The sequence below is a fragment of the Rhodococcus sp. NPDC057529 genome (genome assembly GCF_042802055.1).
Taxonomy (GTDB): Bacteria; Actinomycetota; Actinomycetes; order Mycobacteriales; family Mycobacteriaceae; genus Rhodococcus_F.
Window position 1 is genome coordinate 178,924 of record NZ_JBHVEY010000007.1, and the last position, 25,445, is coordinate 204,368.

Annotated in this window: 28 protein-coding genes and 3 tRNA genes; 13 read left to right on the plus strand and 18 right to left on the minus strand. The window is 68.6% G+C overall.

Annotated elements, in window-relative coordinates:
• The first annotated feature begins 45 nt into the window (after positions 1–45).
• The 3 genes from ACFU5V_RS15770 (at position 46) to ACFU5V_RS15780 (ending at position 4,337) form a co-directional block, all read left to right on the plus strand.
• Positions 46–846 carry a glycosyltransferase gene (locus tag ACFU5V_RS15770; protein WP_378700430.1) on the plus strand — a complete coding sequence of 267 codons (801 nt, stop codon included), beginning with the start codon at positions 46–48 and terminating at the stop codon, positions 844–846.
• 81 nt (positions 847–927) lie between these two features.
• On the plus strand, positions 928–2,817 hold the full coding sequence (locus ACFU5V_RS15775) for a glycosyltransferase (RefSeq protein WP_378700432.1): 1,890 nt from the start codon (positions 928–930) through the stop codon (positions 2,815–2,817).
• Entirely contained in the window at positions 2,814–4,337 is a 1,524-nt protein-coding gene (locus tag ACFU5V_RS15780; protein ID WP_378700434.1) for a mannosyltransferase, read from the plus strand. The genes ACFU5V_RS15775 and ACFU5V_RS15780 overlap by 4 nt, the downstream gene beginning before the upstream one ends.
• Here the strand turns inward: ACFU5V_RS15780 and ACFU5V_RS15785 are convergent.
• The 6 genes from ACFU5V_RS15785 to ACFU5V_RS15810 all read right to left on the minus strand — a co-directional run bounded on the left by ACFU5V_RS15785 (position 4,309) and on the right by ACFU5V_RS15810 (position 9,817).
• Positions 4,309–5,184 (minus strand): class I SAM-dependent methyltransferase, encoded by an 876-nt coding sequence (locus ACFU5V_RS15785; RefSeq protein WP_378700436.1) that lies wholly within the window; start codon positions 5,182–5,184, stop codon positions 4,309–4,311. The genes ACFU5V_RS15780 and ACFU5V_RS15785 overlap by 29 nt on opposite strands.
• A 63-nt stretch (positions 5,185–5,247) precedes the next feature.
• Entirely contained in the window at positions 5,248–6,330 is a 1,083-nt protein-coding gene (rsgA, locus tag ACFU5V_RS15790) for a ribosome small subunit-dependent GTPase A (RefSeq protein WP_378700437.1), read from the minus strand.
• 155 nt (positions 6,331–6,485) lie between these two features.
• On the minus strand, positions 6,486–7,397 hold the full coding sequence (locus tag ACFU5V_RS15795) for a glycosyltransferase (RefSeq protein WP_378700439.1): 912 nt from the start codon (positions 7,395–7,397) through the stop codon (positions 6,486–6,488).
• The gene (locus tag ACFU5V_RS15800; protein WP_378430596.1) at positions 7,394–8,290 is read right to left on the minus strand and encodes an ABC transporter ATP-binding protein; all 897 of its coding nucleotides are present in this window, start codon (positions 8,288–8,290) and stop codon (positions 7,394–7,396) included. Before ACFU5V_RS15800 ends, ACFU5V_RS15795 begins: the two co-directional genes overlap by 4 nt.
• 12 nt (positions 8,291–8,302) lie before the next feature.
• Positions 8,303–9,175 carry an ABC transporter permease gene (locus ACFU5V_RS15805; protein ID WP_005248784.1) on the minus strand — a complete coding sequence of 291 codons (873 nt, stop codon included), beginning with the start codon at positions 9,173–9,175 and terminating at the stop codon, positions 8,303–8,305.
• A gap of 48 nt (positions 9,176–9,223) precedes the next feature.
• Positions 9,224–9,817, minus strand: a complete 594-nt coding sequence (locus ACFU5V_RS15810) for a bacterial proteasome activator family protein (RefSeq protein ID WP_378700441.1) — start codon at positions 9,815–9,817, stop codon at positions 9,224–9,226.
• Positions 9,818–9,949: 132 nt separating this feature from the next.
• Between ACFU5V_RS15810 and ACFU5V_RS15815 the strand changes: the two genes are divergently transcribed.
• Complete coding sequence (locus ACFU5V_RS15815; RefSeq protein ID WP_012691164.1) at positions 9,950–11,152, plus strand: cysteine desulfurase-like protein; 1,203 nt, start codon at positions 9,950–9,952, stop codon at positions 11,150–11,152.
• 73 nt (positions 11,153–11,225) lie between these two features.
• Here the strand turns inward: ACFU5V_RS15815 and ACFU5V_RS15820 are convergent, their stop codons facing one another.
• On the minus strand, positions 11,226–12,221 hold the full coding sequence (locus ACFU5V_RS15820; RefSeq protein ID WP_378430594.1) for an NAD(P)H-quinone oxidoreductase: 996 nt from the start codon (positions 12,219–12,221) through the stop codon (positions 11,226–11,228).
• A gap of 122 nt (positions 12,222–12,343) precedes the next feature.
• Between ACFU5V_RS15820 and ACFU5V_RS15825 the strand changes: the two genes are divergently transcribed.
• Together ACFU5V_RS15825 and ACFU5V_RS15830 are read left to right on the plus strand one after the other, a co-directional pair.
• A complete protein-coding gene (locus ACFU5V_RS15825) occupies positions 12,344–12,826 on the plus strand; it encodes a MarR family winged helix-turn-helix transcriptional regulator (protein ID WP_378430593.1) in 483 nt (160 codons plus the stop codon).
• Between the two features lie 42 nt (positions 12,827–12,868).
• Positions 12,869–12,958: transfer RNA gene (locus ACFU5V_RS15830), tRNA-Ser, on the plus strand.
• 52 nt (positions 12,959–13,010) lie between these two features.
• Here ACFU5V_RS15830 and ACFU5V_RS15835 read toward each other — a convergent pair.
• From ACFU5V_RS15835 to ACFU5V_RS15850, 4 genes are read right to left on the minus strand one after another with little or no spacing between them, the layout of a single operon-like run.
• Positions 13,011–13,373: a TfoX/Sxy family protein gene (locus ACFU5V_RS15835; RefSeq protein ID WP_378700443.1), complete on the minus strand. Its 363-nt coding sequence runs from the start codon at positions 13,371–13,373 to the stop codon at positions 13,011–13,013.
• A 3-nt stretch (positions 13,374–13,376) separates the two neighbouring features.
• Entirely contained in the window at positions 13,377–14,168 is a 792-nt protein-coding gene (locus ACFU5V_RS15840; RefSeq protein WP_378700445.1) for a VOC family protein, read from the minus strand.
• A gap of 25 nt (positions 14,169–14,193) precedes the next feature.
• A complete protein-coding gene (locus tag ACFU5V_RS15845) occupies positions 14,194–15,177 on the minus strand; it encodes a TIGR03086 family metal-binding protein (RefSeq protein WP_378700448.1) in 984 nt (327 codons plus the stop codon).
• Positions 15,177–15,443, minus strand: coding sequence for an ArsR/SmtB family transcription factor (locus tag ACFU5V_RS15850; protein ID WP_378700451.1), 267 nt, complete (start codon positions 15,441–15,443; stop codon positions 15,177–15,179). The genes ACFU5V_RS15845 and ACFU5V_RS15850 overlap by 1 nt, the downstream gene beginning before the upstream one ends.
• 142 nt (positions 15,444–15,585) lie before the next feature.
• On the opposite strand from ACFU5V_RS15850, the gene ACFU5V_RS15855 reads away from it, so the two are divergent.
• The gene (locus ACFU5V_RS15855; protein ID WP_378700453.1) at positions 15,586–16,218 is read left to right on the plus strand and encodes a maleylpyruvate isomerase family mycothiol-dependent enzyme; all 633 of its coding nucleotides are present in this window, start codon (positions 15,586–15,588) and stop codon (positions 16,216–16,218) included.
• Between the two features lie 154 nt (positions 16,219–16,372).
• Positions 16,373–17,374 (plus strand): alpha/beta hydrolase, encoded by a 1,002-nt coding sequence (locus tag ACFU5V_RS15860; RefSeq protein WP_378700455.1) that lies wholly within the window; start codon positions 16,373–16,375, stop codon positions 17,372–17,374.
• 40 nt (positions 17,375–17,414) lie between these two features.
• On the opposite strand, the gene hisC is transcribed toward ACFU5V_RS15860, so the two are convergent.
• Positions 17,415–18,491, minus strand: coding sequence for a histidinol-phosphate transaminase (gene hisC / locus ACFU5V_RS15865; protein ID WP_378700457.1), 1,077 nt, complete (start codon positions 18,489–18,491; stop codon positions 17,415–17,417).
• A 61-nt stretch (positions 18,492–18,552) separates the two neighbouring features.
• Between hisC and ACFU5V_RS15870 the strand changes: the two genes are divergently transcribed.
• The 3 genes from ACFU5V_RS15870 (at position 18,553) to ACFU5V_RS15880 (ending at position 19,587) form a co-directional block, all read left to right on the plus strand.
• Positions 18,553–19,278, plus strand: a complete 726-nt coding sequence (locus tag ACFU5V_RS15870; protein ID WP_378430584.1) for a dienelactone hydrolase family protein — start codon at positions 18,553–18,555, stop codon at positions 19,276–19,278.
• Positions 19,279–19,377: 99 nt separating this feature from the next.
• Positions 19,378–19,469, plus strand: a tRNA-Ser gene (locus tag ACFU5V_RS15875).
• Positions 19,470–19,514: 45 nt separating this feature from the next.
• Positions 19,515–19,587, plus strand: a tRNA-Arg gene (locus tag ACFU5V_RS15880).
• Positions 19,588–19,641: 54 nt separating this feature from the next.
• Here ACFU5V_RS15880 and ACFU5V_RS15885 read toward each other — a convergent pair.
• The gene (locus ACFU5V_RS15885) at positions 19,642–20,067 is read right to left on the minus strand and encodes an ArsI/CadI family heavy metal resistance metalloenzyme (protein ID WP_378430583.1); all 426 of its coding nucleotides are present in this window, start codon (positions 20,065–20,067) and stop codon (positions 19,642–19,644) included.
• A 93-nt stretch (positions 20,068–20,160) separates the two neighbouring features.
• Here ACFU5V_RS15885 and ACFU5V_RS15890 point away from each other — a divergent pair, with 93 nt between their 5' ends.
• Positions 20,161–20,520, plus strand: coding sequence for an Rv2640c family ArsR-like transcriptional regulator (locus ACFU5V_RS15890; RefSeq protein ID WP_378430582.1), 360 nt, complete (start codon positions 20,161–20,163; stop codon positions 20,518–20,520).
• Positions 20,521–20,523: 3 nt separating this feature from the next.
• Here the strand turns inward: ACFU5V_RS15890 and ACFU5V_RS15895 are convergent, their stop codons facing one another.
• A complete protein-coding gene (locus ACFU5V_RS15895) occupies positions 20,524–20,997 on the minus strand; it encodes a hypothetical protein (RefSeq protein WP_378700459.1) in 474 nt (157 codons plus the stop codon).
• Positions 20,998–21,071: 74 nt separating this feature from the next.
• Positions 21,072–21,437 (minus strand): nuclear transport factor 2 family protein, encoded by a 366-nt coding sequence (locus ACFU5V_RS15900; protein WP_087561567.1) that lies wholly within the window; start codon positions 21,435–21,437, stop codon positions 21,072–21,074.
• Between the two features lie 103 nt (positions 21,438–21,540).
• Here ACFU5V_RS15900 and ACFU5V_RS15905 point away from each other — a divergent pair, with 103 nt between their 5' ends.
• Positions 21,541–22,452 (plus strand): LysR family transcriptional regulator, encoded by a 912-nt coding sequence (locus ACFU5V_RS15905; RefSeq protein ID WP_378700461.1) that lies wholly within the window; start codon positions 21,541–21,543, stop codon positions 22,450–22,452.
• 4 nt (positions 22,453–22,456) lie between these two features.
• Here the strand turns inward: ACFU5V_RS15905 and ACFU5V_RS15910 are convergent, their stop codons facing one another.
• The 3 genes from ACFU5V_RS15910 to ACFU5V_RS15920 are packed head-to-tail and all read right to left on the minus strand — an operon-like array spanning position 22,457 to position 25,358.
• A complete protein-coding gene (locus ACFU5V_RS15910) occupies positions 22,457–23,224 on the minus strand; it encodes an SDR family oxidoreductase (RefSeq protein WP_378700463.1) in 768 nt (255 codons plus the stop codon).
• Positions 23,221–23,961, minus strand: a complete 741-nt coding sequence (locus tag ACFU5V_RS15915) for a fumarylacetoacetate hydrolase family protein (RefSeq protein WP_378700465.1) — start codon at positions 23,959–23,961, stop codon at positions 23,221–23,223. Before ACFU5V_RS15915 ends, ACFU5V_RS15910 begins: the two co-directional genes overlap by 4 nt.
• Positions 23,958–25,358, minus strand: coding sequence for an MFS transporter (locus ACFU5V_RS15920; RefSeq protein WP_378430620.1), 1,401 nt, complete (start codon positions 25,356–25,358; stop codon positions 23,958–23,960). Before ACFU5V_RS15920 ends, ACFU5V_RS15915 begins: the two co-directional genes overlap by 4 nt.
• Positions 25,359–25,445 lie beyond the last annotated feature (87 nt).

Consider the following 25,445-nt stretch of genomic DNA (forward strand, 5'->3'; position numbering starts at 1 on the left):
GCGGAGGGTGCCACGGACTCCGAGCCTACGAGTTAGGCTGCGCCCGTGCGCCTTTTCGGTTGTTCCCACGACCAGAAAGGCGCACGTGCGCCGAAGGCGCTCTCGGTGGTCGTGCCCGCCTACAATTCCGCCGCCGTCATCGAGCAGACCGTCCGCCGGGTGGCCGAGCGGCTGGCAGGCCACGACGTCGAGATCGTCGTCGTCGAGAACGGCTCCACCGACGACACCGAGGACATCTGCACCCGCCTCGCCGCGGACTGGGCGCCCGGGCCCGTGACGCTCGTCGTGCTGCGGAGCGACAAGGGCATGGGCAACGCGTTGCGGACGGGTGCCGCGGCGAGCCGCGGCGCGCACGTGCTGCTGACCGCCGACGACCTGCCGTTCGGGTTCGACGACCTCGACGGCGCCGAGCAGTTCGCCGAGCGCCACGGCCGCCTGCCCGACGTCGTGATCGGGTCCAAGGCCCACCCCGACTCGCAGGTGCGGCGCGGCGCCCTCCGGGGAACCCTGACGTGGGGTTTCGCGGCGCTGCGCCGGGTGATCCTCGGGATGCGCACCGGCGACCCCCAGGGCACCGTCCTGATCGACGGCGACCTCCTCCGCGGCCTCGTTCCCGACCTCGTCGAGCCCGGGTTCCTGTTCACCACCGAACTCGTCTACCTCGCGGAGCGCGCAGGCCTCGTCCCGGTCGAGGTGCCGGTGCGTCTGAGCGCCGACCACGACAGCCACGAAACCCGCATATCCAGGGCCGATGTGCTCGCGATGGGGGTGGGACTGTTCCGGCTGCGGGCCCGTCACCGGGACGGAGGTCGCCTCGCATGGTCGGGGAGCGCGTCGCGAGGTTGATACCCTGCGAACCGAGAAGAGGATCGTGCCGTCGCGTTGGTGCGGTCCAGCCCACCTCTCGCGGGGAACAGTAGGAGCACTATGAACGAGTCTGCGTCGGTAGCACCTGTGGACGGGAGCACGGCCGCGGTCCGGAGTGCTCTCACCGAGCATCGCGCACCCGACCGCCTGGTGGTGGCGCGAGGTCTGTTCACGGGACCGACCACCCGGGTGAAGGACGACCTGTACGCCAGGATCGTCAAGGGACGCGCCCACCGCGAGCGGCACGTCGTGCACCTCGAGAAGGGTGCGACGGTCGACACCGACACCTACTTCGGCCGCTTCGCGGCCAGTTACTACCAGCGCTGGACCACGGTCACCGACGTCACCGTCGGTTTCCGCCACGAGGCCGACGGGCGCGCCGTGGTGGCGCTGCGCGGCTCCGATTCGGGTGGCAACTCCCGCATCCTGTCGACGACGGAGATCGACGGCACGGGCACGGCGACGCTGTCCGCGAAGCTCGACGCCTACCTCGACGGCGGCTCCCTGTGGGTGGAGTTCACGGCCGTCGACGGCGCCCTCGCCGTCAGTGAGCTGGAGTGGACCGTCGCCGCGCCGTCGGTGATCCGTCCCGCCGCGATCGCGATCTGCACGTTCAACCGCGCCGACGACTGCGCCGAGACCGTCGCCGCCATCGCGAACGACCCGACGATGGCGTCCGGCATCGACGCCGTCTACGTCGTCGACCAGGGCACTGATCACGTGTCGGACCGGGAGAAGTTCACCGAGGTCGCCGACATCCTGGGCGACAAACTCGTCTACCTGCGACAGCCGAACCTCGGCGGGGCCGGCGGCTTCACCCGCGGCATGTACGAGGTGTCGGGCATCAACGAGCACGCCAACCTGATCCTGATGGACGACGACATCCTGTGCGAGCCGGAGTCGATCCTGCGGATGAATGCGTTCGCCAACGTCACCTCGGAGCCGACGCTCGTCGGCGCGCAGATGCTGTACCTGATGAACCCGGAGCACCTGCACGTCAGCGCGGAGGAAGCGGACCTGTCGAAGCTGAAGGCGGGCCGCTGGGCGGCCGGATCGCGGCACGACATCAACCTGCTGAAGAAGAAGCAGCACAAGCGCGTCGACGCCGGCTACAACGCGTGGTGGTCGTGCCTGATCCCCGCCGAGGTGGTCGCGCAGATCGGGCTCCCGCTGCCGATGTTCTTCCAGTGGGACGACATCGAGTACGGCATCCGCGCCCGCGCGGCCGGTTTCGTCACGGTCACGCTGCCCAACGCCGGTGTGTGGCACGCGGACTTCCACTGGAAGGACCGCGACGACTGGGCCAAGTACTTCAGCATCCGCAACTCGCTGATCGCCGCCGCGCTGCACAGTGACTTCGACGCGAAGTCGCTGAGCAAGATGATGACGCGGGAGATCACCCAGTACCTGGTGTCGATGCAGTACGGGTTGGCGTACACCATGATTCGCGGAATCGAGGACTTCCTCGAGGGGCCGAAGGTGCTCGAGGACGGCGGTCAGGCCGTGCTGGCGGCGATCCGGGAGGAACGCAAGCGGTTCCCCGAAACCGTCAAGCATCCCGCGACGAACATTCCCGGTGTCCGCAACTCCGACCTCGTCACCCGGTATGCCGGTTTCGAGCCGGACAAGAGCAAGATCGACCTCGTCCTCGCCAAGCGTGCGGCGTACCAGTGGCTCGGCCGCACCCAGCACGGTGTCGCGAGTATCCCTGTGGCCGAGGCGCACTGGTGGCACGTGTCGCTGTTCGACACCGCCGTCATCACCGACGCGTCCCAGTCCGGGGTGCGCGTGCGCCGCCGCGACAAGGAGACCGCGCGCGAACTCACGGCCCGGACCGCGAAGCTGATGAAGCGATTCCGCGAGGATGCGGCGTCGACGCAGCGCCAGTACCGGGATGCGTTGCCGCAGCTCACCAGCCGGGAGAACTGGGCGCGCCTGTACGGTCAGTGACGTTGCCCGGACCGTCGCCGGCCCGCGACGTGCGTGGGCTGTCCCGGGATTCGCTGCTCGTCTTCGCCGTCGGTGTGCTGCTCGGTGCGGCGTGGAGTTGGCGTCCGTCGTTCTGGTACGACGAGGTCGCGACGCTGTATTCGAGTCAGCGGTCCCGGCCGGACCTGTCGAATCTGCTCGGCCACATCGACGCCGTGCACGGTCTGTATTACGTCGCGATGCGCTATTGGTTCGCGGTGTTCGGGGCGTCGGAGTTCTCGGCGCGGTTCCCGAGCGCCCTCGCCGCGGGCGCCGCGGGCGCGGGTGTGGTGGTGCTCGGTGCGCTGATCTCGACCCGGCGGGTGGCGGTGCTGTCCGGGTTCCTGTTCGTGATCCTGCCCAGCGTCACATGGGCGGCCGCGGAGGCCCGCGGATACGCGGCCACGGCGGCGGCCGCCGTCTGGCTGACCGTGATTCTCCTTGCCGCACTGCGGCTCCGGCGGTGGTGGCTGTGGGCGCTGTACGCGGTGGGCCTGGCGGTGTCGATCGTGTTGTTCGTCTACCTCCTCACGCTGGTGCCCGCGCACCTGCTGACGCTCCTGCTGCTGCGCGCGGCCCGGCGGTCCTGGCTGGGATGGGCGTCGGCGACGGCCGTCGGCACGGTGATCGCAGCGCCGTTCGTGGCGCTGGTGCGCCGGGAAGCCGTCCAGGTGGCGTGGATCCCGCCGCTCGACCGCAACCTGCCGCGGGCCGTGGCCGAGTACCAGTGGTTCGTCGGCGCGCCGTGGTTCGCGGTGCTGTTCGCCGTGCTGGTGGCGGCCGGGGCGGCGGCCCTGGTGCGCGGTCGCCGGCTGCCGCCGGTGCTGTCCGTCGCGCTGCCGTGGGTCGCGGTGCCGATGGCGCTGCTGCTCGCCTACTCGCTGCTGCGCAGCCCGGTGTACCTCCCGCGGTACTTCACGTTCACGACGCCCGCGGTGGCCCTGATCGGCGGACTGTGCCTGGCCGCGCTGACCCGGCAATGGTGGCAATCCGCCGCGGTGCTGGCCGTATTCGCGGTCGCGGCGTCGCCGGGCTACGTCGCCCAGCGCGACCAGTGGGCGAAACCGAGCGGCATGGACTTCAGCACCGTCAACGTCTTCGCCGGGCAGCATCTCCGGCCCGGTGACTGCGTGCTGTTCGACAAACCGGCCTGGAACCCCACGTCGCTGCGGCTCGTGAAGGACGTGCGGCCGGAGGCGTTCGACGGCACCCGCGACATCGGACTCGGGACCACCGCCGCGAGCCGGGGGTCGCTGTGGGACGACGAACTCGCCGTCCCGGATCTCGCCGGCCCCCTCGACTCGTGCTCCGTGGTCTGGTTCTTCACCGACTACGAACGCGACAGCGAGCGCATCATCCGGCACACGTCCAACGAGGTGTGGACCCTGCCGCCGTACCACTTCGAGGACACCGAGGCGTTCGCCGCGCTCACCCGGTCCGGACTGCGGATCGACGAACGTGCGACGTTCAACGTCACCCAGGCGGTGAAGCTGGTGCGGTGATCCGCACGACCACCTGCTCGTGGTTGGCGGTGTAGCTGAGGTACTCGAAAACGACACCGGTGCGGTCGACGAACTCCGTCCACGCGCGGTACTCGTGCTCCTGCCAGCCGGGGAAGTTGAAGAACTCGTCGAACACGATCACCGTGCCCGCGACGAGCCGGCGTTCGAGCCGGTCGAGGACCGCTTTCGTCGACGAGTACAGGTCGGCGTCGAGGTGCACGAACGACACCGGTCCGGGATGCTCCTCGAGGAAGCCCGACAGCGTGTCCTCGAACAGACCGGGCACGAGCTCCGCGCCCCGCACCTGGGGCAGTTTCTCCTGCGCGAACTCCCCGGCCGGGAACCCGGTGCGCCACGTCTGCGGCAGACCGGAGAACACGTCGAATCCGAACACCTCGTGTTCGGCGTCCTTCAACTGTTCGACGATGATCCGGAGCGTCGTGCCCGACGCCACCCCGAATTCGAGGGCCAGCCCCTCGACCTCCACCTGCGACAGTCCGTAGCGCAACGTGTCCTGCGGGTTCCAGAACACGGGCGCCTTCGGCATGTGCTCGAGCACGAACTCCGCGGCCTCCTTCGTGGCCCGCACGTCCAGCGCCTGGGTGATGTCGCGGCGGGCCTGCTGCTCGAGTTCGCCGAGCCGCTGCTGGACGTCGGAGATCTCGATGCGGGCATCGGCCAGCTCGGACAGCACCCGCGCGAGTTCCTGATTGGTCGCGCTCAGCTCGGCCAGGGTCTGGTCGTGCTGGTTCTCGGTGAGCTCGCGGGACCGCCGGTCGGACTCGGCGACCACCTCGGACATGGCACGTTGCAGCTTGAGACGGGCCTTCCTCCGAAGATCGAACATAGCCCCATGTTGCCACCCGCATCCCGGCTCAGGGAGTCAACCGGGATGCGGGTCGTTGACCCGTCAGTGGCCGCGGCTGCGGTACATCTGCCGCTGCCACCGCGCGATCGTCTTCCACTCCCGCTCCCGCTCGGCCCGCAGCCGCGCGTCGGTGCGTGACGCGATCCACCCGTTCTCGCGAATCAGCTTGCGGTAGCTGGCGAGTCTGCGTTCGGGCAGTTCGCCGTCCGCCACCGCGCCGAGAACCGCGCAGCCGGGTTCGGCCTGGTGCGAGCAGTCCGCGAACCGGCACTGCGCCGCGAGTTCCTCGATCTCGGGGAACGTCTTGTCGATGCCGTCGGCCGCGTCCCACATGCCGACGCCCCGCAGTCCCGGCGTGTCGATCAGGGCGCCGCCGGACGGCAGCGGCAGCAGTTCCCGGTGTGCCGTCGTGTGCCGTCCCTTGTTGTCGCCCTCGCGGACGCGTCCGGTGGCGAGCACGTCTGCGCCGAGCAACGCGTTCGCGAGCGTCGACTTGCCCGCGCCCGACGGCCCGATGAGGGCGACGGTCCCGTCGATCACGGCGGTGAGGATGTCGATGCCGTCGCCGGTGTCGGCGCTCACCGCGACCACGGTCGCGCCCGGCGCCACCGCCGCCACTTCGGCGGTCGCGAGGGAAACGTCGTGCACGGTATCGGATTTGGTGAGTGCGACCACCGGCTGGGCGCCGCTCTCCCACGACAGCGCGAGCAGTCGTTCGATGCGCCCGAGATCGAGGGCGGTGTCCAGTGCGGCGGCGATCACCACCGTGTCGACGTTGGCTGCGAGGAGTTGCCCCTCGGACCGGCCGGACGCGGACGACCGGACGATCGCGCTGCGCCGGGGGAACAGGTCGGCGACGGCGATCTCGTCGCCGTGCCGGTGGAGCGTCACCCAGTCGCCGGTGCACAGCGTGTGCTCGCCGGCGAGGGCGCGGACGATGCCCGCGGGGGCGGCGACGTCGCAGCGACCGCGGTCCACACGGATCACCCGCCCGGGCTCGCGGCCGTCGTCGGGGTAGCTGTCGAAGGTGTCGGAGAGTGTGTCGTTCCAGCCGTAGGGCAGGAGGTGTCCGGAATCGAACATGGTGGGTGTGATCCTCAGGTCGATGAGTGCCGACCGGACCACTGCGCGGGTTCGGTCAGGCGAGGGGGAAGGGGGAGTGGACGCACGCGGCGTCGACCGACGAGACAGTCATCGGACACTCACTCCTTCGCAGCAGATCGGGATATCGACCGGAACCCCACGATGCTCTCACCCGGCGGAACCCGGGCGCAACCGATTTACGGCCGCTCGAACCGCTCTCGACGGCCCAGCTTGCGCAGCCGCATCCACTCCCGTAGACCCTGCGGATCACGCCGCGTGACGAGGAAGTACCACCCGAACCGCACCCATTCCTGCGGCAGCAGCTTCCGCATGCCCGGCTGCGACAGCAGGTAGCCGCGGTTGCGGTAGGTGAAGAACCGTTTCGTCTCGTTGTCCGGGTACTGCGTGTGCATCCGGCCGCCGAGGATCGGCTTGAACTCCTCCGCGCCGTTCGGGTGCACGTACGCCGTCTGCAGGCAGGTGCCGAACGGCAGCCCCGACCGCACCAGCCGGCGGTGCACCTCCACCTCGTCGCCGCGGACGAACAGACGCAGGTCGGGAACACCGACCGTGTCGATCGCCGACGCCCGGAACAGGGCGCCGTTGAACAGCGACGCGATGCCCGGCAAAAGGTCGGCCGAGTCGTCGCCGTCGGTGAACAGTTCGGACCGCAGCCGACGCCATTCCACGCCGCGGCGCAGCGGGAACGCGAGACGGTCGGGGTCGTCGATGTCGCAGACCACGGGCGACACCTCGGCCAGTCCGTGCCGCTGCGCGCAGTCGAGCAGCGTCTCCAGAACCTTCGGGCCCTCGGGCCTGCCGTCGTCGTCGGCGAGCCACACCCAGTCGGCGCCGAGCGAGAGGGCGTACAGAATCCCCAGGGCGAAGCCGCCCGCCCCGCCCAGATTGTGCTGCGACCCGAGGTAGCTGGTGGGGATCCCGGACGATTCGACGAGTTCGCGCACATCGTCCTCGGCGGCGTTGTCCACCACCACCAGATGGTCCAGCGGACGCGACTGCGAGCCGAGGACCTTCAGCGATTCCGCCAGCAGTTCCCGGCGTTTGTGGGTGACGACGACGCCGACGATCCGCTCGGCAGCAGCTCTCACGCGGACTCCGCCTCGGCTTCCGCGGCCGTGCGAACGGGACGCTCGTTCGATCTGTCGCTACGGACGTCCCGTTCGGCCGCGGCGGTCAGCCCGGACTTCTCCCGGTCCATCTCGTAGATGACGTGGCGGACGTGGTCGGCGGCGTCGTCGCCCTCGTACGCGCGGACGACGTCCTCGATGCCGCCCTCCTGCCGGACCTGACCGTGGTCGATCCACATGGCCCGGTCGCACAGCTGGGCGAGGAACTCGTTGGAGTGGCTGGCGAACACCAGGATGCCGGACCGCTCCACCAGCGCCTGCAGCCGGACGCGTGCCTTCTTCATGAACTCGGCGTCGACGGCGCCGATGCCCTCGTCGAGCAGCAGGATCTCGGGGTCGATGCTGGTGACGACGCCCATCGCGACGCGCACCCGCATGCCGGTGGAGTACGTGCGCAGCGGCATCGACAGGTATTCGCCCAGCTCGGTGAAGTCGGCGATCTCGTCCATCTTCGCGAGCATCTGCTTGCGGGTCTGCCCGAGGAACAGCCCGCGGATGATGATGTTCTCGTAGCCGGAGATCTCGGGGTCCATGCCGACACCGAGGTCGAAGACCGGGGCCACGCGGCCGCGGATGCTCGCGCTGCCGCGAGTGGGCTCGTAGATGCCGGACAGCAGGCGCAGCAGCGTCGACTTGCCGGCGCCGTTGTGGCCGACCAGGCCGATCCGGTCGCCTTCCTTCAGCGACAGATTGATGTCGCGCAGGGCCTCGACCACCACGACGTCCGAGTTGTTGCGACCGATCGATCCGCCGGCCTTGCCGAGGAACGCCTTCTTCAGCGACCGGGACTTGGCGTCGAAGATCGGAAAGTCGACGCAGGCGTCCCGCGTCTCGATGCTCACGTGTTCTGTCATTTGCGGTGACCCCTAAACCCAGTAGGGCACGCGGGCCCGGTACTTGCGAAGCGCGAGGATGGCGGCGGTCCACCCGACGACGGTGATGGCCAGCACGATGTACCAGTGGTACGCCTGCTGGTCCTGGCCGATCATCGGCGCGCGCACGATGTCGAGGTAGTGGAACAGCGGGTTCAGCTCGGCGAGCTTGACGCGCTCGGCGGCCTGACCGCCCTGCGCCTCTAGGCTCTGCGTCGTCCACATGATCGGTGTCAGCACGAACAGCAGCAGCGTCATGCTGCCGAGGATCGGCGCGATGTCCCGGTAGCGGGTGGAGAAGATGCCGAACATGATCGACACCCATGCCGCGTTGACGACGATCAGTGCGATCGCCGGGATCGCGGCCAGTGACATCCAGGTCAGGTGCCGCCACACCCCGAACGCGAACAGCATGATCACGTAGATGACGAGGTTGTGGGCGAACAGCAGCAGTTGCCGCCACACCAGCCGGTACACGTGGACGCTCAGCGCCGACGGCAGCTGCTTGATCAGCCCCTCGTTGGCGATGAACACCTCGGACCCCTCGAGGATGCTCGCGCTGATCAGGTTCCAGACGATCAGACCCACGGTGACGTACGGCAGGAACTCGTCGAGCGGGATGTCCAGCAGGGCCGAGTAGAGGATGCCCATCGCCGCGGCCTGCACGCCGGTGGCGATGGTGATCCAGAACGGGCCGATCACCGACCGGCGGTAGCGCTGCTTGATGTCCTGCCAGCCGAGGCTCAGCCACAGCTCGCGCTGAGCGAAGCCGTCCCTGAGGTCCTTGAACGCGCGACGGAAGGTCTGCGAATCGGACGCCGGGAGCGGGCCGCCTGCGGCCTCGGTTTCGATAGCGGATGCTGACACGGGCACCGAGCCTACCGGGAGTCGAGTTCCATGCTGTTTCGCCCGTTGCTACAGGTACTGGCCGGTACCGCTCGACTGCGATCCCGGATCGTTGTTGTGCGGCCCGTGCGGGTTGCCCATGCTGATGCCCGGAGGCAGGGCTCCCTGACGCATCTGCTCGAGCTGGGAGCGGGCCGCCATCTGCTGGGCGAACAGGGCCGTCTGGATGCCGTGGAACAGTCCTTCGAGCCAGCCCACCAGCTGCGCCTGCGCGATGCGGAGTTCGGCGTCGGTGGGGACGGTGTCGTCGGTGAAGGGCAGCGTGAGACGTTCGAGTTCGTCGCGCAGCTCGGGGGCCAGGCCCTGCTCGAGCTCGTGGATGGACGACTTGTGGATCTCCTTCAGCCGGTTGCGGCTGGCGTCGTCGAGCGGTGCCGCGCGCACCTCCTCCAGGAGCTGCTTGATCATCGTTCCGATGCGCATGACCTTGGCCGGCTGCTCCACCATGTCGGCCACCGACTCGGCGCCGTTCCCGTTCTCGGCGGCGGCGGCTGCGGCGGCGTCGGAGCCCTCGGGCTTGTCCGCGGCCTCCGCGACGGGAATCGCCATGGGCTGACCGTCGGGACCGATCACGACTACGTGTTCATTCTCCGAGTTCGTCATGCCTCCATCTTGGCTGTTCCTGCGCGGCAGTGCGAAAGTGCGTCCGATTTGGCCCTTTCCCACTTTGTTGCATTCGACAACAATCGATGGCTGGCTTCGACCGTATTGACTTGGGGTCTTAGAGTGTCGGGCATGGCTTACGACGTTGCCCGCGTTCGGGGACTCATCCCCTCACTCGGCGACGGTTGGATCCATCTCGATCCGCAGGCCGGCATGCAGATTCCGGACGCGGTGTCGCGCACTGTCTCCACGGCCTTCCGGGCTTCTGCCTCTTCGTCGACCGGGCGACATGTGTCCAGCCGGCGCAGTGCGGCGGTACTCGATGCGGCCCGAGCAGCCGTCGCCGACCTGGTCGGAGGCGATCCCGCCGGGGTCGTGCTCGGACCCGACCGATCCGTTCTCCTGGCCTGGCTGGCGGAGTCGCTGAGTACGCGACTCGGTCTCGGGACCGGGCTCGTGCTCTCCCGCCTCGACGAGGAAGCGAACGTGGCGCCGTGGCTCCGCGTCGCCAGCCGCTACGGCGCCCAGGTGCGGTGGGCGGAGGTCGAGATCGAGACGTGCGAACTCCCCAGCTGGCAGTTCCAGGACCTCATCACCACCACGACGCGTCTGGTCGCACTCACCGCAGCCTCCCCCATCGTCGGCTCGGCGCCCGACGTCCGCGTCGCCTCGGACCGCGTCCACGAAGTCGGCGGACTGATGGTCGTCGACGCGATCGGCGCCGCCCCCTACGCGCACGTCGACATCAACGAACTCGGTGCGGACGTCGTCGCCGTCGGCGCCACCTCCTGGGGCGGACCGCAGGTCGGGGCACTCGTGTTCCGCGACCCGTCGCTCCTCGACCGCATCCCGGCCGTGTCGCTCAACCCGTACGCGCGGGGTGTCGAACGTCTCGAGGTCGGGGTGCACCAGTTCGCGCTCCTCGCCGGCCTCACGACGTCGATCGACTTCCTCGCGAACCTCGACGAATCGGCCACCGGTTCGCGGCGCGAGAAGCTCGAGGCGTCCATCAGCTCGCTGCAGAACTACCAGGACACGCTGTTCGACCACCTCATGTCCTCGCTGAAGCGGCTCCCGCAGGTCATGGTCATCGGGCGGTCGCCGAGCCGGGTCCCGACGCTCAGCTTCACCGTCGCCGGAGTCTCGGCCGACAAGGTCGCGTCGCACCTCGCCGACAAGCGCATCGCCACCGTCAGCGGCGTCCACGGCGGCTCCCGGCTGCTCGACGCCCTCGGTGTCAACGACGAGGGCGGCGCCGTCACCATCGGTCTCGCGCCGTACACCACCCGCTACGAGATCGACCAGCTCGTGAACGAGCTCGCCACCCTGGGCTGACACCGGGCCTGCCCGCCCGATGTGACATTCGTTGCACCGGAGAGGGACGGCGAATGTCACATCGGACGAAGCGTCAGTTCCGCGGGATCGTCAGGATCACCTTGCCGACGGTGTCGGCGGAGTCGAGCAGTTCGTGGCCGCGCGGCGCCTCGGTGATCGGCAGCTCCGCCGAGACGATGGGATGCACCGCGCCCTCCGCGATCAGTGGCCACAGCCGCTTGCGGACGTCGGCGACGATGTCGGCCTTGCCCTCGCGGCCCGACTCGGGCCGTCCCCGCAGTCCGGCCGCGGTGACGTGGGCGCGCTTGGACAGCACCTTGCCCAGGTCCAGTTCGCCCTTGCGGCCGCCCTGCATGCCGATGACGACGAGCCGGCCGTCGGCGGCGAGCACGTCGACGTTGCGGCCCAGGTACGCGCCGCCCATGTTGTCGAGGATCACATCGGCGCCGTGTCCGTCCGTGGCCTTGCGGATCTCGTCGACGAAATCGGCTTCCCGGTAGTTGACGAGGATGTCGGCGCCGAGTTCGCGGCAGCGCGCCAGTTTCTCCTCGGATCCGGCGGTGACGGCCACCCGGGCCCCCAGCGCGACACCCACCTGGATGGCGTGCGTGCCGATGCCGCCGCCACCGCCGTGCACCAGCAGCACATCGCCGCGGGACAGCCCGGCACCCATCACCACGTTCGACCACACCGTGCACGCGACCTCCGGCAGCGACGCGGCGACGAGCAGGTCGACGCCCTCGGGCAGTGGGAGCAGCTGCGACGCGGGGACGGCCACCTTCTCCGCGTAGCCGCCGCCGGCCAGCAGCGCGCACACCTGGTCGCCGACGGACCAGTCGGACACTCCCTCGCCGACCTCGGCGATCGTGCCGGAGCATTCGAGCCCGAGGATGTCGCTGGCCCCGGGCGGCGGGGGATAGAACCCCTGGCGCTGCAGCAGGTCGGCGCGGTTGACGGCGGTCGCGGCGACGTCGAGGAGAACGTGACCGGGGGGAAGTTCCGGGTCCGGCTGCTCGGCCCACGTCATGACTTCGGGGCCGCCGGGCTGATCGATCGTGATCGCATACATGGGAACGACGCTAGCGAAATGCGGTGGCTCTCGGTGCCGGCGGCCGGTCCGAGCGACCGCTCGGCTTCTTCCGGCCACGCACGCTACTGGAAAGTAATGTCGGACTACTAGAATGTGAACCTGTGACAGCAGAAACTTCCGACGCCGAAGCCTCGACCAACTGGTTGACGGCGGCCGAGATGCGTGCGTGGCGCGGCTACATGGACGGCAACCAGCGGCTGATGGACGTCCTCAACCGAGATCTGCAGGAGAAGCACGACCTCTCCCTCGCGGACTACCGGATTCTGGTGCTGCTGTCCGAGTCGCCGGACGGTTCACTGCGCATGAGCGATCTCGCGGACGGCGTCCTCTCCTCCCGCAGCCGCCTCACCCACCAGATCCGGCGGATGGAATCGCAGGGCATGGTCACCCGCGACACCTGCCTCGAGGACGGCCGCGGCGTGCTCGCCGTCATCACCGACGAAGGTCGCGCCCGGCTCGCCGACGCGGCCCCCACCCATGTGGCCGGGGTGCGCAGCAACCTCGTCGATCTGCTCACCAAGTCTCAGCTCAAGGTTCTCGCCGAGGTGTTCGAACGCGTCGACAAGGCCATCGGCGACCGCTGACCGGTTGCCCGATGCCGCCTCCGTACCGATAAGATCGCCCACGGAAGCGTGGCAGAGCGGCCGAATGCACTCGCCTTGAAAGCGAGCGTGGCGTTAAACCCACCGGGGGTTCAAATCCCTCCGCTTCCGCCAACGACCGGCAGCCCCGACCTGGTTTCACACCAGGTCGGGGCTGCTGTCGTTTCTACCTCTTCCGGGCCTTCGGCTGCTTCGGCGGTAGTTCGGCGATCTCGGCGAGCGCGCGTTCGATCCACGGCGTGGCGAGATCGGGGGTGTCCCGCCACCGGTCGGGCAGGGCCAGGTATTCGCGCATCGGCTTCTCACCCGGACCGAATCCGCCGACGCCGTCGGTGGAGGCCAGTTCGTTCTTCGCCTGCTCGGTGAGGAGCCGCACCCCGACGCTCGGCCCGAGCAGCCCGGCGAACATGTTGCCGTTGACGAACGCGCCCAGGTTTCCGAACATCGGCTTCACCTCGACGCCGGGGGTGTCGGGGATCAGCGAGCGGAAGAACTGCTTGTCCTCCTCGGACGGTTTCGGCATCTTCACGGTCTACTGATCCTGCCGTTCCTCGGGCGTCATGATGCTGAACGTCGCGCCCTGCGGGTCGGCGACACCGGCGATGCGGCCGACGGTGGGGATGTCCATCGCCTCTTCGACGAGCGTGCCGCCGAGTTCGACGACCTTGGCGGCGCTCGCGTCGACGTTCTCGACGGCGAAGTACACGCGCCAGTGATTCGGCGTGCCGGGCGTCATCGGCTGACCGCAGCCTCCGACCTGATCCCCGCCCACCTCGAGCAGGTGGTACGTGTACTCCGGCCCCATGGACATCGTCGATGAGGTGATCCCGAAGACGTTTTCGTAGAACGCGAGGGCCTTGTCGACGTCGCCGGTGTTCAGTTCGTTCCACAGGCACGCGCCCGGGTCGCCGACGAGCGAGGCGCCGATGTGCCGCTTCGCCTGCCACAATCCGACTGCCGCCCCGGTGGGGTCGGTGACGAAGGACATGCGGCCGGCGTCCGAGATGTCGAACGCGGGCATCAGCACCTGGCCGCCGGCGCCGGGGACCTTCGCGACCGTCGCGTCGACGTCGTCCACCGCGATGTACGTGTTCCAGTTCGCGGGCGCCCCCGCCTTCGCCGCGTCGGGTGGCAAAGGCGCGATGGCGGCGACGTTCTCGCCGCGCACGGTGGCCATCGAGTAGACGGGGCCCTCGGGCATCGGCCGGTCGTCGTACTCCCAGCCGAGCAGTTCCGAATAGAACTTCTTGGCCGCGTCCTGATCGCTGGTTTGGAGGTCTACCCAGCTCGGTGTTCCCTGGGCGTATTCCGACTTGATGGGCATGACTAAGACCTTTCCGTGTGAGGTGTCAGGCCGCCGGGGCGGGGCGGCGACCGGTGTAGGCGATGAGCCGGGTGATCGCGTCGCTGGTGTGCGGGGCGGGTACGGGGTCGTCGAACCCGACGACCTTTCTGCCTTCGGGCGTGATGATCTTGTGTGTCAGCGACAGCACGTATTCGGCGAGCGGCTCGGATACGGCAACCTCACCTCCGGTTGCTGCCGCGAAATCCCATGCGTGAACGAGGAATTCGATCGACAGGATCCCCGCGGCGACGGTTGCGGGAGCGTTGTTCGGACCGAGAGTCACGGTGCCGTCGAGGCCGCGAGTGCGCCACGCTTCCAGCGCGGGCTGGGCGAGGTCGGCGATTCTGGCCTCGACCGGTTTGCCGGGGTCGTCGTCGAATGTCGCGCCCGCCGCGCCGCCGAGGGCGGTGATGGAACCGGCCAGATGATCGGCGAGTTGCGAGACGGTGAACTCGGTGCACGGTGTCTGCCTGGACATGTCCTCGGCCGTGACGCCGCGCAGGACACGTTGCACGACAGCCAATGTCGCCTCGGCACTGGACAGTTCGTCGAGTGGGTCGGGTGCGGCTGCCCAGTCGTCGGGCCCGGCGTCGCTCGTCTGCGCGGCGGCGACGAGCCGGTCGAGGTAATGGTTCCAGCCCTCCGTGTGGCGGGCGGCCTGTTCGGCGTTCAGCCCGTCGTGCACGAGGCGTACCTCGGTGCCGCCGGCGGTCGGGGTGAGAGTGACCGTCACCGTCGACGATCCCGGTGGGAGTTCGTCGTCGCCTTCCCAGCCCCATCCGAACACCACTCGCTTGCCGGGCACGACCTCCCGGAAGGTGCCCGCCGCCGAGTGCCCGGGAACGACGGTCCACCGGTACTCGCCGCCGGCCTGCAGGTCGACGCGGGCCGCGACGGTCTGCCATCGCCGCAATCGGTCCGGTCTGGTGACGAGATCGAACGTGGCGTCCGGGTCCAGCGGGACGACGACGGTTTTGTCGAATGGCATCAGCTGTCTCCTTGGGATCCTGTCTCGTCGGTGGCGTCCGCGACGAGGCGGTCGAGTTCGTCGATCCAGAAGGAGTCGAACAACGTGCGGAGCTGTGCGAGTCCCTGAGGATCGAGCCGGTAGTACCTGAAGCGTCCGTCCTTGCGCGCGGTGACCAGCCCGGCCTCGGTGAGCACCCGGAGATGTTGCGAGATCGCCGACCGGCTCGCGGGGAAATGTGCGGCGAGGTTGTTGACGGTCTGTTCGCCTGCGGTCAGCAGTTGCATGAGGCGTCTCCGGGTGGGCTCAGCTGCGACTTCCAACTGATCGAGCACGGTCAATACGTTAGTCGTGACTAACGCGTTGTGCAATGGGTCTCGCCGCCGACGTCCCGAGGTGGGAGAATTCTTGGCGACGAGGGAGTGAAAAATGACAACGTCAAGCCCCTGGCCCACGATTCACCGAGAACGCCGCGCCCTGGCGGACGACCTCGAACCGCTGACCGACACCCAGTGGTCGACGCCGTCGCTCTGCGAGCGGTGGACAGTGCGGGACGTGTTCGCGCACATGACGGCGACGGAGAAGATGACGCCGCCGAAGTTCGTCGGAAAGCTTGTCGGGTCGGGATTCCGGATCAACACCATGTTCGAGAAGGACATCGCACACGAAGAGGAAGGAACACCGGCGGAGGCGCTCGACGAGTTCCGGGCGCACATGGCCGACTCCACCCACCCGCCGGGGCCGATCGACGCCATGCTCGGCGAGATGATCGTCCACGGTGAGGACATCCGCCGGCCGCTCGGCATCGCACACGAGTACCCGATGGACGCCGTCGTCCGCGTGGCCGACTTCTACAAGAATTCGAACCTGCTGATCGGGTCGAAGTCGCGGGTCGCCGGGCTGACGCTGCGGGCCACCGACACCGACTGGACCACCGGATCGGGACCGGAGGTCTCCGGCCCGATGCTGGCGCTCGTGCTGGCGATGACGGGCCGGCGCGCCGCGCTCGACGAACTCGGTGGAAACGGTCTGGACCAGTTGAAGTCGGCCCTGCCCCAGTAGCGGCCGGACGTCCGCAGCCGGGTGAACCGTGGTGACTACAACGTGATCACGGTGGAGTACACAGCTGTCACAAACCCTCTAAGCTCTTGTTGACCGGACGCATTTTGTACTGTGCAATCGGGGTCCACACAGTCCGGGGAAGAGGGTTTTCTTTATGCGTCGCGAAGCAATGGCTGCTGTCGGTCTGGCAGTGTCACTGACCCTTCTGGGGCCGGCGTTCACTGCTGTGGCCGATCCGGCACCTGCTCCGGTCGCGCCCCAGGGCAACGGCGTCGCGAGCGTCGACAAGATCGTCCCGCTCACCGACACCCGTAGCGCCGTCTTCATCAATTCCCCCGCCATGGGCCGCGTCGTGCAGGTCCAGGTCCTGCACCCCGCCGGTGGCGGCTCGCGGCCGTCGCTGTATCTGCTCGACGGCGTCAGCGCCGGTGCGGAGTCGGACTTCCGCGAAAGCACGTGGACGCAGAAGACGGACGTCGTCCAGTTCTTCGCCGACAAGAAGGTCAACGTGGTGCTCCCGGTGGGCGGCACCGCCAGCTACTACACCGACTGGCTGCAGCCCGACCCCACGCTGGGGGTCAACAAGTGGGAGACGTTCCTGGCCAAGGAACTCCCGCCGATCATCGACGAGAACTTCAGCGGCAACGGTGTCAACGCCGTCGCGGGTGTGTCGATGGGCGCGATGGGCGCCGCCAACCTCGTCACCAGGCACCCGCAGCTCTACCGCGGACTCGCGGCCTACAGCGGATGCCTCGACAACTCGAACCCCAGCTCGCGTGATTCGGTCCGCGGCACGGTGGCGTTCAAGGGCGGAAACCCGGCCAACATGTGGGGTCCGGACACCGATCCCGCCTGGAGCGCCCACGATCCCTCGGTGAACGCCGAAGCGCTGCGCGGCAAGCAGATCTACATCTCCACCGGCAACGGTCTTCCCGGACCGTACGAGATCACCGGAGACATCGCGTCCACGATCGCGGTGGGCGGCCCGCTCGAGGCGGCGGCGAACCTCTGCACGCAGACGTTCCAGCAGCGCCTGACCCAGCTCGCGATCCCGGCCACGTTCACCTACCGCAACTTCGGCACGCATTCGTGGCCGTACTGGCAGGACGAACTGCGCACGTCGTGGCCGGTCCTGAAGAGTGCGCTCGGCATCTGACCGGGCGTTCTGCCGAGGGCGGCGGTGACGTCGCGAGCGTTTACGCCCGGACGGCGGCGTTCGCGATCGAACGCGCCTCGGTGCTCGTCGCGAACGCGAGGAACGCGTCGTTCTCCGCGGGATCGCCGATCGTGATCCGCACCCCGTCGTCGCCGTAGGGGCGCAGCAGGACACCGGCCTCGGCGCTGGCCGCACCGAACGCGCCGGAGCGGGTGCCCAGCGGGAGGTAGACGAAGTTGGCGGCCGATGCGGGCACCTCGTATCCGGCGGCGAGCAGGGCGTCGCGCACCCGGTTCCGCTCGGCGACGACGCCGTCCGTGCGAGCAAGCAGTTCACCGGCCGCGGCCAGCGACGCGATGGCGGCGGCCTGGGCGACGGCATTGACCGCGAACGCGATGTGGACCTTGCTCAGCGCGGTGACGACCGCCGGATCGGCGACCGCGTATCCCACGCGGATGCCGGCCAGGCCGTACGCCTTGGAGAACGTGCGCAGCACCACCACGTTGGGGCGTCCGCGGAACAGGGCGACGCCGTCGGCGTCGGACCGGTTGTACTCGAAGTAGGCCTCGTCGAGGGCCACCAGGACGTCGGCGGGAACGGCGTCGAGGAACCGCTCGAGTTCGGCCTTCGTCAGCGCGTTGCCGGTGGGGTTGTTCGGGTTGCAGACGAAGATCAGCCGGGTGCGATCGGTGATCGCGGCCAGCATCGCGTCGAGGTCGTGCCCGTGGTCGGCGGTGAGGGGGACCTTGACGGGTGTCGCCCCGGCGACCTGGGTGACCACGGGATAGGCCTCGAAGGAGCGCCACGCAAAGATGACCTCGTCACCGTCGTTGCACGTGGCCTGCACCAATTCCTGGCACAGGCTCACCGAACCGCACCCCGCGGCGATGTTCTCCGTGGCCACCCCGAGGTGATCGGCGAGGGCGGCGATCAGGGCGACGTGACCGTTGTCCGGGTACCGATTCGCGCCCGCGACGGCGTCCGCGATGGCGTCGCGCACGCTCGGCAACGGGCCCAGCGTGGTCTCGTTGCTCGCCAGCTTGATCGCGCCCGGAAAATTCTTGCCGGGGATGTAGGCCGGGATGGTGTCGAGGTCTGCCCTGGTTCGCGGAGTCACCAGGCGATTATGCGCCTCCCGATCCACTGCGCCGACGCCCCCTTCGTGCCAAGGTAGGGACATGTCGGGATTCTTCAGGGACAGTGCAGCCCTGCGGACGTCCGGAGACGCGCCCGTAGACCCGCAGAGGCGCGTTCCGCTCACCGCGGTGGAACCGGACGGTCCGGCGCGGGGCGGGATCGTGATCCTGCACGAGTCGCGCACGTTCAGCGACGCACTCCTCGAACTGATGCGTTCGCTCGCGATGGAGGGCTGGGTGACGGTCGCGCCGCACCTCTTCCACCGGGAACCGGCGACCAGCGACGCGGAGGTGTTCGGCGACGCCCTGTTCGCCGACTTCGACGCCACCTTCGACTGGCTGATCGCGCGCGGGATCTACGCCGACTGCGTGGGGGTGCTCGGTTTCGACGACGCCGGGACCGCCGCCCTGCTCGTCGCGACGACCCGTCCCGTCGGTGCCGCCGTGAGTGTCGCCGCCCCCGGGATCGTCGAACCACTGTCGGAGGATGCGCCCGCGCTCGTGCACGCGGCGCCCGGGCTGAAGGCGCCGTGGCTCGGTCTGTACGGGGAGGACGATCCGTCCACGCCGCCGGATCAGGTCGAGATGCTGCGCGACGCCACCGCCAAGTCCGACGTCGCGGGGCTCGTCGTGAGTTACGCCGGTCTCGCGCACCGGGCCGACGAACCGCCACAGGTGCCCGACGGCCGGGACGACGACCCGGGCGCCCAGGCCATCGTCGACGCGCAGCGGCGGATCTTCGACTGGTTCGACGTCAACCTGCGGTAGACCGGCCATTCCTGCGCGCTGACCAGCCGTTTTGCCTTTGTGGTGGAAAGGTGTGTAATCTTTCGCACCGGCGGTCCGAAGGGATCGGAACCACCCCAGGGAGGCGTGCCAGAGCGGCCGAATGGGACTCACTGCTAATGAGTTGTCCCTTTTACGAGGGACCGGAGGTTCAAATCCTCTCGCCTCCGCCACACCGGGCCTAGTCGGCCGGTGAGAGTTAGACAACTGAAAAGCACGCGCCCGTAGCTCAACGGATAGAGCACTTGACTACGGATCAAGAGGTTAGGGGTTCGAATCCCTTCGGGCGCACAAAGAAGCCCCGTCGACTGCAGTGATGCAGATGGCGGGGTTTCTCTCTGTCGGTCAGCAGCAGGTGGCCCCCTCGGCATCGGGGTCGAGGTGCCGGGGGCTCGACCCGAACGTGTCGGAGTCGGCGAGGACGGTGTAGACCTCCCACTTCTCGCCGGCGGGACCGGTGACCCACACCTTGTCCTGGGTGGCGAAGCAGCAGGTGGTGCCGATCTCCTCGTCGGTGAAGAGGCCCTCCGCGGTCAGCCGGGTGATCTCCTCGTGGACTTCGGCGCTCGATTCGACCTCGACGCCGAGGTGATTGACGGTGCCGCCCTTGCCGGGGTTCTCGAGCAGCACCAGTTTCAGGGGTGGCTGCGCGATGGCGAAGTTGGCGTATCCCGGCTTCAGTTTCGCGGGCCGGGTGTCGAACAGTTTCGAGTAGAACGTGACTGCCTCCTCCAGATCGTCGACGTTGAGGGCGAGTTGGGCGCGGGACATGACAACCTCCACCTGTGTGACATATGTCGAATTACTTACCTTCACAGAATCCCACCTTTTTGACATAAGTCAAGAAGGTGGGATCATGAACTCATGCCCAAGACGCTGCCGGTTCTCGATGTGTCCGCGCCGATCTGCTGCGCGCCCGTCTCGGCCGCCCCGATGACCGACGAGGCCGCCCTGCACCTCGCGCTCCGCCTCAAGGCACTGGCCGACCCGGTCCGGATCAAGCTGATGTCGATCCTGCTGACCGCGAGCGACGGCGAGGTGTGCACGTGCGATCTCGCGACCGGCGTGGGATTGTCCGAATCGACCGTCAGTCACCACCTCGGCCAGCTGAAGAAGGCGGGAATGGTTCAGGCCGTGCGCCGCGGCATGAACGTCTTCTACGGCGCTCGACCGGATGCCCTCGACGCACTGCGGGTCGTCCTCGACCCCCACTGCTGCACCTGACGGTCACGACGTTCGCGTGCTCGATTCGAGGCCGATGGTGGTGGTCGTCGCACCGAGGCCGATCCGCGGCCAGCCGGCGGTGACCGAGATGAAGCCCGACACGGGGATCGCGTCGAGCCAGTAGTGCGGCTCGGTCCGGTACTCGGGTGGCCCGCTCCCGCACGGCTTCGACGCCGCCGCCGGATGGTACGGGTCGGCCTCGCCCTCGATGTCGTCGACGCGCGCCCGCACCGACAGGTAGGACCACCGCGTCGAGGGATCGTCGGGGTCGGACAGCGAGCGGGTCTCGTACTGCGCCAGCTCCGCGGGCCTGCCCGTCGCGGTCAGTGCCATCCGGAGCTGGAGGCCGTCCGGGAACGCCACGATCTCGAACAGCTCGAGCGTGAGGTGGTCTTCGGCCGTGAGGATCAGGGGGCCGTGGACCCGGTGTCCTCCGGTGGTGGGTGGTGCTACTGCCGGCCAACGCGGTCTGCGCATGACCCCTATGATCCCACCGATCCGAATGCAGATGCAATGGTGGACAACGAAGTTCATGCCGTGTAGAGGCCGGCTCAGCTGGTGGGCGGGACGAATTCCGGCTGGTCGAGGAGCCGGAGCCAGGTTCCGTCCGGCTGCCTGCGGACGACCTGCGCCCGCGCGCCGGATCCGTCCTTCGGCGGGGTGGACGTGAGCGCGATGTCGTCACTGATCAGGGTGGGGAGCGGTGTCTCCGGTTCGAAGTGCGGCGCGTTCGCGAGCACCGACTCCCACAGCTTCCGGATGGCGGCCCGGCCGACCGTCCGGCTGCCGGGCGGGTACGCCATGACGGCGTTCTCCTCGTACAGGGCGGCGACTCCGGCCGCGTCGCCCGCGTTGCTGCGCTCGACGAACAGTCGGGTGAGGTCTTCGGGGTTCTGGGCCTTCTCGTAGTCGGTCACCGGGAATCCTTTCGTGGATGGATTGGGCTGTCCCTTTCCAGGGTGGTGCCGACGCAACCGGAAGTCCAACAGATAGTTCTGCTGAATACTAGAATCATTGGTTATGGAACTGAGGCAGCTGGAGTACTTCGTCGCGGTCGCCGAGGAAGCGAACTTCACCCGCGCCGCAGAACGTGTCCACATCAGCCAGTCGGGGATCAGCGCGCAGATCCGGCAGCTCGAGCACGATCTCGGCGCCACACTGATCGACCGCTCCAGCAGGACGGCGACGCTCACGGCGGCGGGGGAGGCGGCGCTGCTGCACGCCCGCGCGGCACTCGCGTCGGCCGACGCGATGCGGCAGGCCGTCGACGACGTGAACCAGCTGATCCGGGGCAGGCTCGTCGTCGGGATGGTCACCGCGTGCACGATCAAGCCGCTGTTCGACGCGTTGTCCGCGTTCCACGTCGCGCATCCCGGGATCGAGATCACGCTGACGGAGGACAGCTCCGACCGCCTCGTCGAACGCGTCCGCGCCGGTGCGATCGATCTCGCTCTCGTCGCCACCTCGACCGCCCCGCCGAAGGGGCTGGACGCCTTCCCGATCATCAGCGAGGGGCTGGTCGCCGCGGTGTCGCCGGATCATCCGCTGGCGGGGCAGTCGCGAGTCACGCTGGCCGAACTCGGCGACCATGCGATCGTATGTATGCCGACCGGAACGGGCATCCGGACGGTGTTCGACGAGGCGTGTGCGGCCGCAGGCCTCCGCCCCGACATCGCCCTGCAGGCGAGCGCACCCGACGCCGTCGCCGACCTCGCGATCCGCGGGCTGGGGGTCGCGATCCTCAGCGAGTCGATGGCCACGGACTACCGGGGACGGTTGACGGCCGTCGCCCTCGACGGCGTCGACATCCCGGCCGTGCTCGCGCTGGTCTGGAAGAGCCTCGGGGGTCCCGCGCTCCGCGAACTCGTCCGGCACACCCGCCGCTCCTTCGGGGACGTGCAGACCGAACCCGCCGCCGCTGTCGGCCGGTGACTCCTCACACCACCGACGTCATCCCGCCGTCGACGAAGATCACCTGACCGTTGACGTACCGGGAGGCATCCGACGCCAGCCACACCGCCGGACCCACGAGGTCGTCCGGGGTGCCCCACCGGCCCGCCGGCGCGCGGCCGCGGAGCCAGGCGTCGAACTGCGTGTCGTCGACGAGGGCCTGCGTCATCTCGGTGTGGATGTAGCCGGGCGCGAGGCCGTTGATCTGCAGCCCGGAGCGGGCCCACTCCGCCGTCATCGCGCGGGTCAGATTCCGCAAACCGCCCTTCGCGGCGGTGTACGGCGCGATGGTGGGCCGGGCCAGGTCGCTCTGCACCGAGCAGACGTTGACGATCTTCCCGCTCCCACGGCCGATCTGGAACCGGGCGACCGCACGCCCGACGAGGAAGGCGCTGGTGAGATCGGTGGTGAGCACCCTGTTCCAGTCCTCGAGCGTGACGTCGAGGAGCGGCTGGCGGTGTTGCAGGGCAGCGTTGTTCACCAGGATCTCGATCGGCCCGACCTCCGACTCGATCCGCTCGGCGGACTCGGTCACCCGCTCGGGATCGGTGACGTCGAACGCGTACGCGTGGACCCGGTTCTCGCCGAACTCCGCGCCGAGCTGCTCGCGGGCCTGCGCGAGACGCCCGGGCGACACCCCGTTGAGCACGATCGTGGCTCCCGCCCCGGCCAAGCCCCGCGCGAGTGCGTAGCCGATTCCGCGGCTCGAACCGGTGACCAGGGCGATGCGCCCGGACAGATCGAAGAGGTTCACGTCGCACCCACCGGATTGCTCAGCGTGCCGATTCCGCCGAGCGTGATCTCGGCGCGGTCGCCCGGTCCGACCGGGCCCGACGTCAACGGGCACCCCGTGAGCACGACGTCTCCGGGCCCCAGCGTCAGATACCGGGTGAGATGGACCAGCTGCTCGGACACGTTCCAGGCGAGCTGCTCCGTGGACGCCTCCGCCACGATGACCCCGTTGACGCGCACGGTGATCGGAGCGTCGCCGGGGTCGAGTTCGGTTTCGATCCACGGTCCCAGCGGCGTGAAACCGTCACCGTGTTTGGCCTGGGTGAGCTTGTCGTCCAACGCGATCTGATCGACGGCGGTGACGTCGTTGCCGATCGTGTAGCCGAGGATCGCGGAAGGCACGTCCTCGGGGCGCAGGTTGCGGCACGTGCGCCGGATGACGACGGCCAGTTCGCCCTCCGCGACGACCTTCCCCAGCCGTTCGTCGACGACGATCGGATCTTCGGGGCCGATCACCGTGCGCGCCGACTTCATGAACGCCTGCAACGGGAGGTCGCGATCTCCGGGTGCGCCGTTGTGCGCCATCCCGAGCAGGACCCGCGGTTCGGCAGGCGCGAGCAGGCGCGCCCCGTCGACGTCGTGTGCGGGTCCGGTGAACGTCACGGTGTCCGCGAATGGGTCGGCGACCTCGTGCCAGCGACCGTCCCGCAGGCACACCGGCCGCGGTCCCGAATCGGTCGCGATGCGGGCCAGCCTCATGCGCCGACCCGATCCTTGGACGGGGCAACGGCATCCGGTCCGTGCACCGGATCGGCCATCGCATCCCACGCGAGCCCGAGGTCGCGGCCACGGGTTTCGGGTGTCACGAATGTCGTGGCGAACGTGATGACGCTGAGGACCAGCACGTAGATCGCGAGCGGCACCCACGAGTTGTTCATCAGCGACAGCAGCAGGGCGCCGACGAAGGGTGCGATGCCGCCGGCGAGGATTGCGCTCGTCTCCCGGGCGACCGCGACGCCGATGTAGCGGTGACGGTTTCCGAACAGCTCCGGCAGGGCGGCGCACTGCGCGCCGAGCATCACGTTGACGCCGATCCCGTAGCTGACCGCGAGGGTCGCGACCACGAGGTAGGGGTTGCCGAGCGAGAGCAGCCACCACGACGGGACGGCGAGGACGAGCTGCAACGCCGCACCGAACCGGTACACCCGCATCCGGCCGAAGCGGTCCGACAGCGCGCCCGAGAACGGGATGACGAGCATGCCGATCGCGGCGCCGCAGGCGATGGCGAGCGGTCCGATCGACTTGCTGACACCCACCACCGTCGTCACGTAGCTGATGCCGAGGGTCTGGAAGATGTACGAGCCGCCGTTCTCGGCCATCCGCAGGCCGATGCCGCGGAGCACGCTGGGCATCGAACTGCCGATCAGTTCCCGGAACGGGCTCTCACTTATCTGGTCCTGCTTCTCCAGCTTGATGAACGTGGGGCTCTCCTGCATACGGAGCCGGATGAACACGGCGACCGCGATGAGGAAGACGGACGCCAGGAACGGCACCCGCCACACCCAGGCGAGGAGCAGTTCACGATCGATCTGACCGAGGATCGCGAAGACCCCGGACGCCATCAGGGTGCCCACCATGATTCCGACGAACGGGAGTGCGGAGAAGAATCCGCGTCGCGGGGTGGGCGAGTACTCCGCCATGAGTGTCGTGGCACCGGCCTGTTCGGCGCCGGCGCCGAAGCCCTGCAGCAGTCGCAGCGCGACCAGCAGGATCGGCGCCCAGATGCCCACCTGGGCGCCGGTGGGCAGCACGCCGATCAGAGTGCTCGCACCGCCCATGATCGCGATCGTGATCATCAGGACGGCCTTGCGCCCCATGCGGTCGCCGAGGGCGCCGAAGAACAGACCGCCGAGGGGGCGGGCCAGGAATCCGACGGCGTACGTGCCGAAACTGGCCATCAGCGCGGCCGACGCGCCCATCGCGGGGAAGAACAGCTCACCGAAGATCAGCGCCGACGCCAGGCCGTACAGGGCGAAGTCGTAGTACTCGAGTGCGCTGCCGATGGAACTGGCGAGCGTCGCGCGTTTGAGGTTCGCGGCATAGTCCGGGTCGTCCGAGGCGCGCACCGGTCGGGTGGATCCACTGCCTTCCGGCATTTTCGATTCTGGCGACATCTTCTGCTCCGTTGTGGGACGGGACCACGTTCAGCGCGGTCACAAACAGGTCGGTGCAGTGACCCAGGT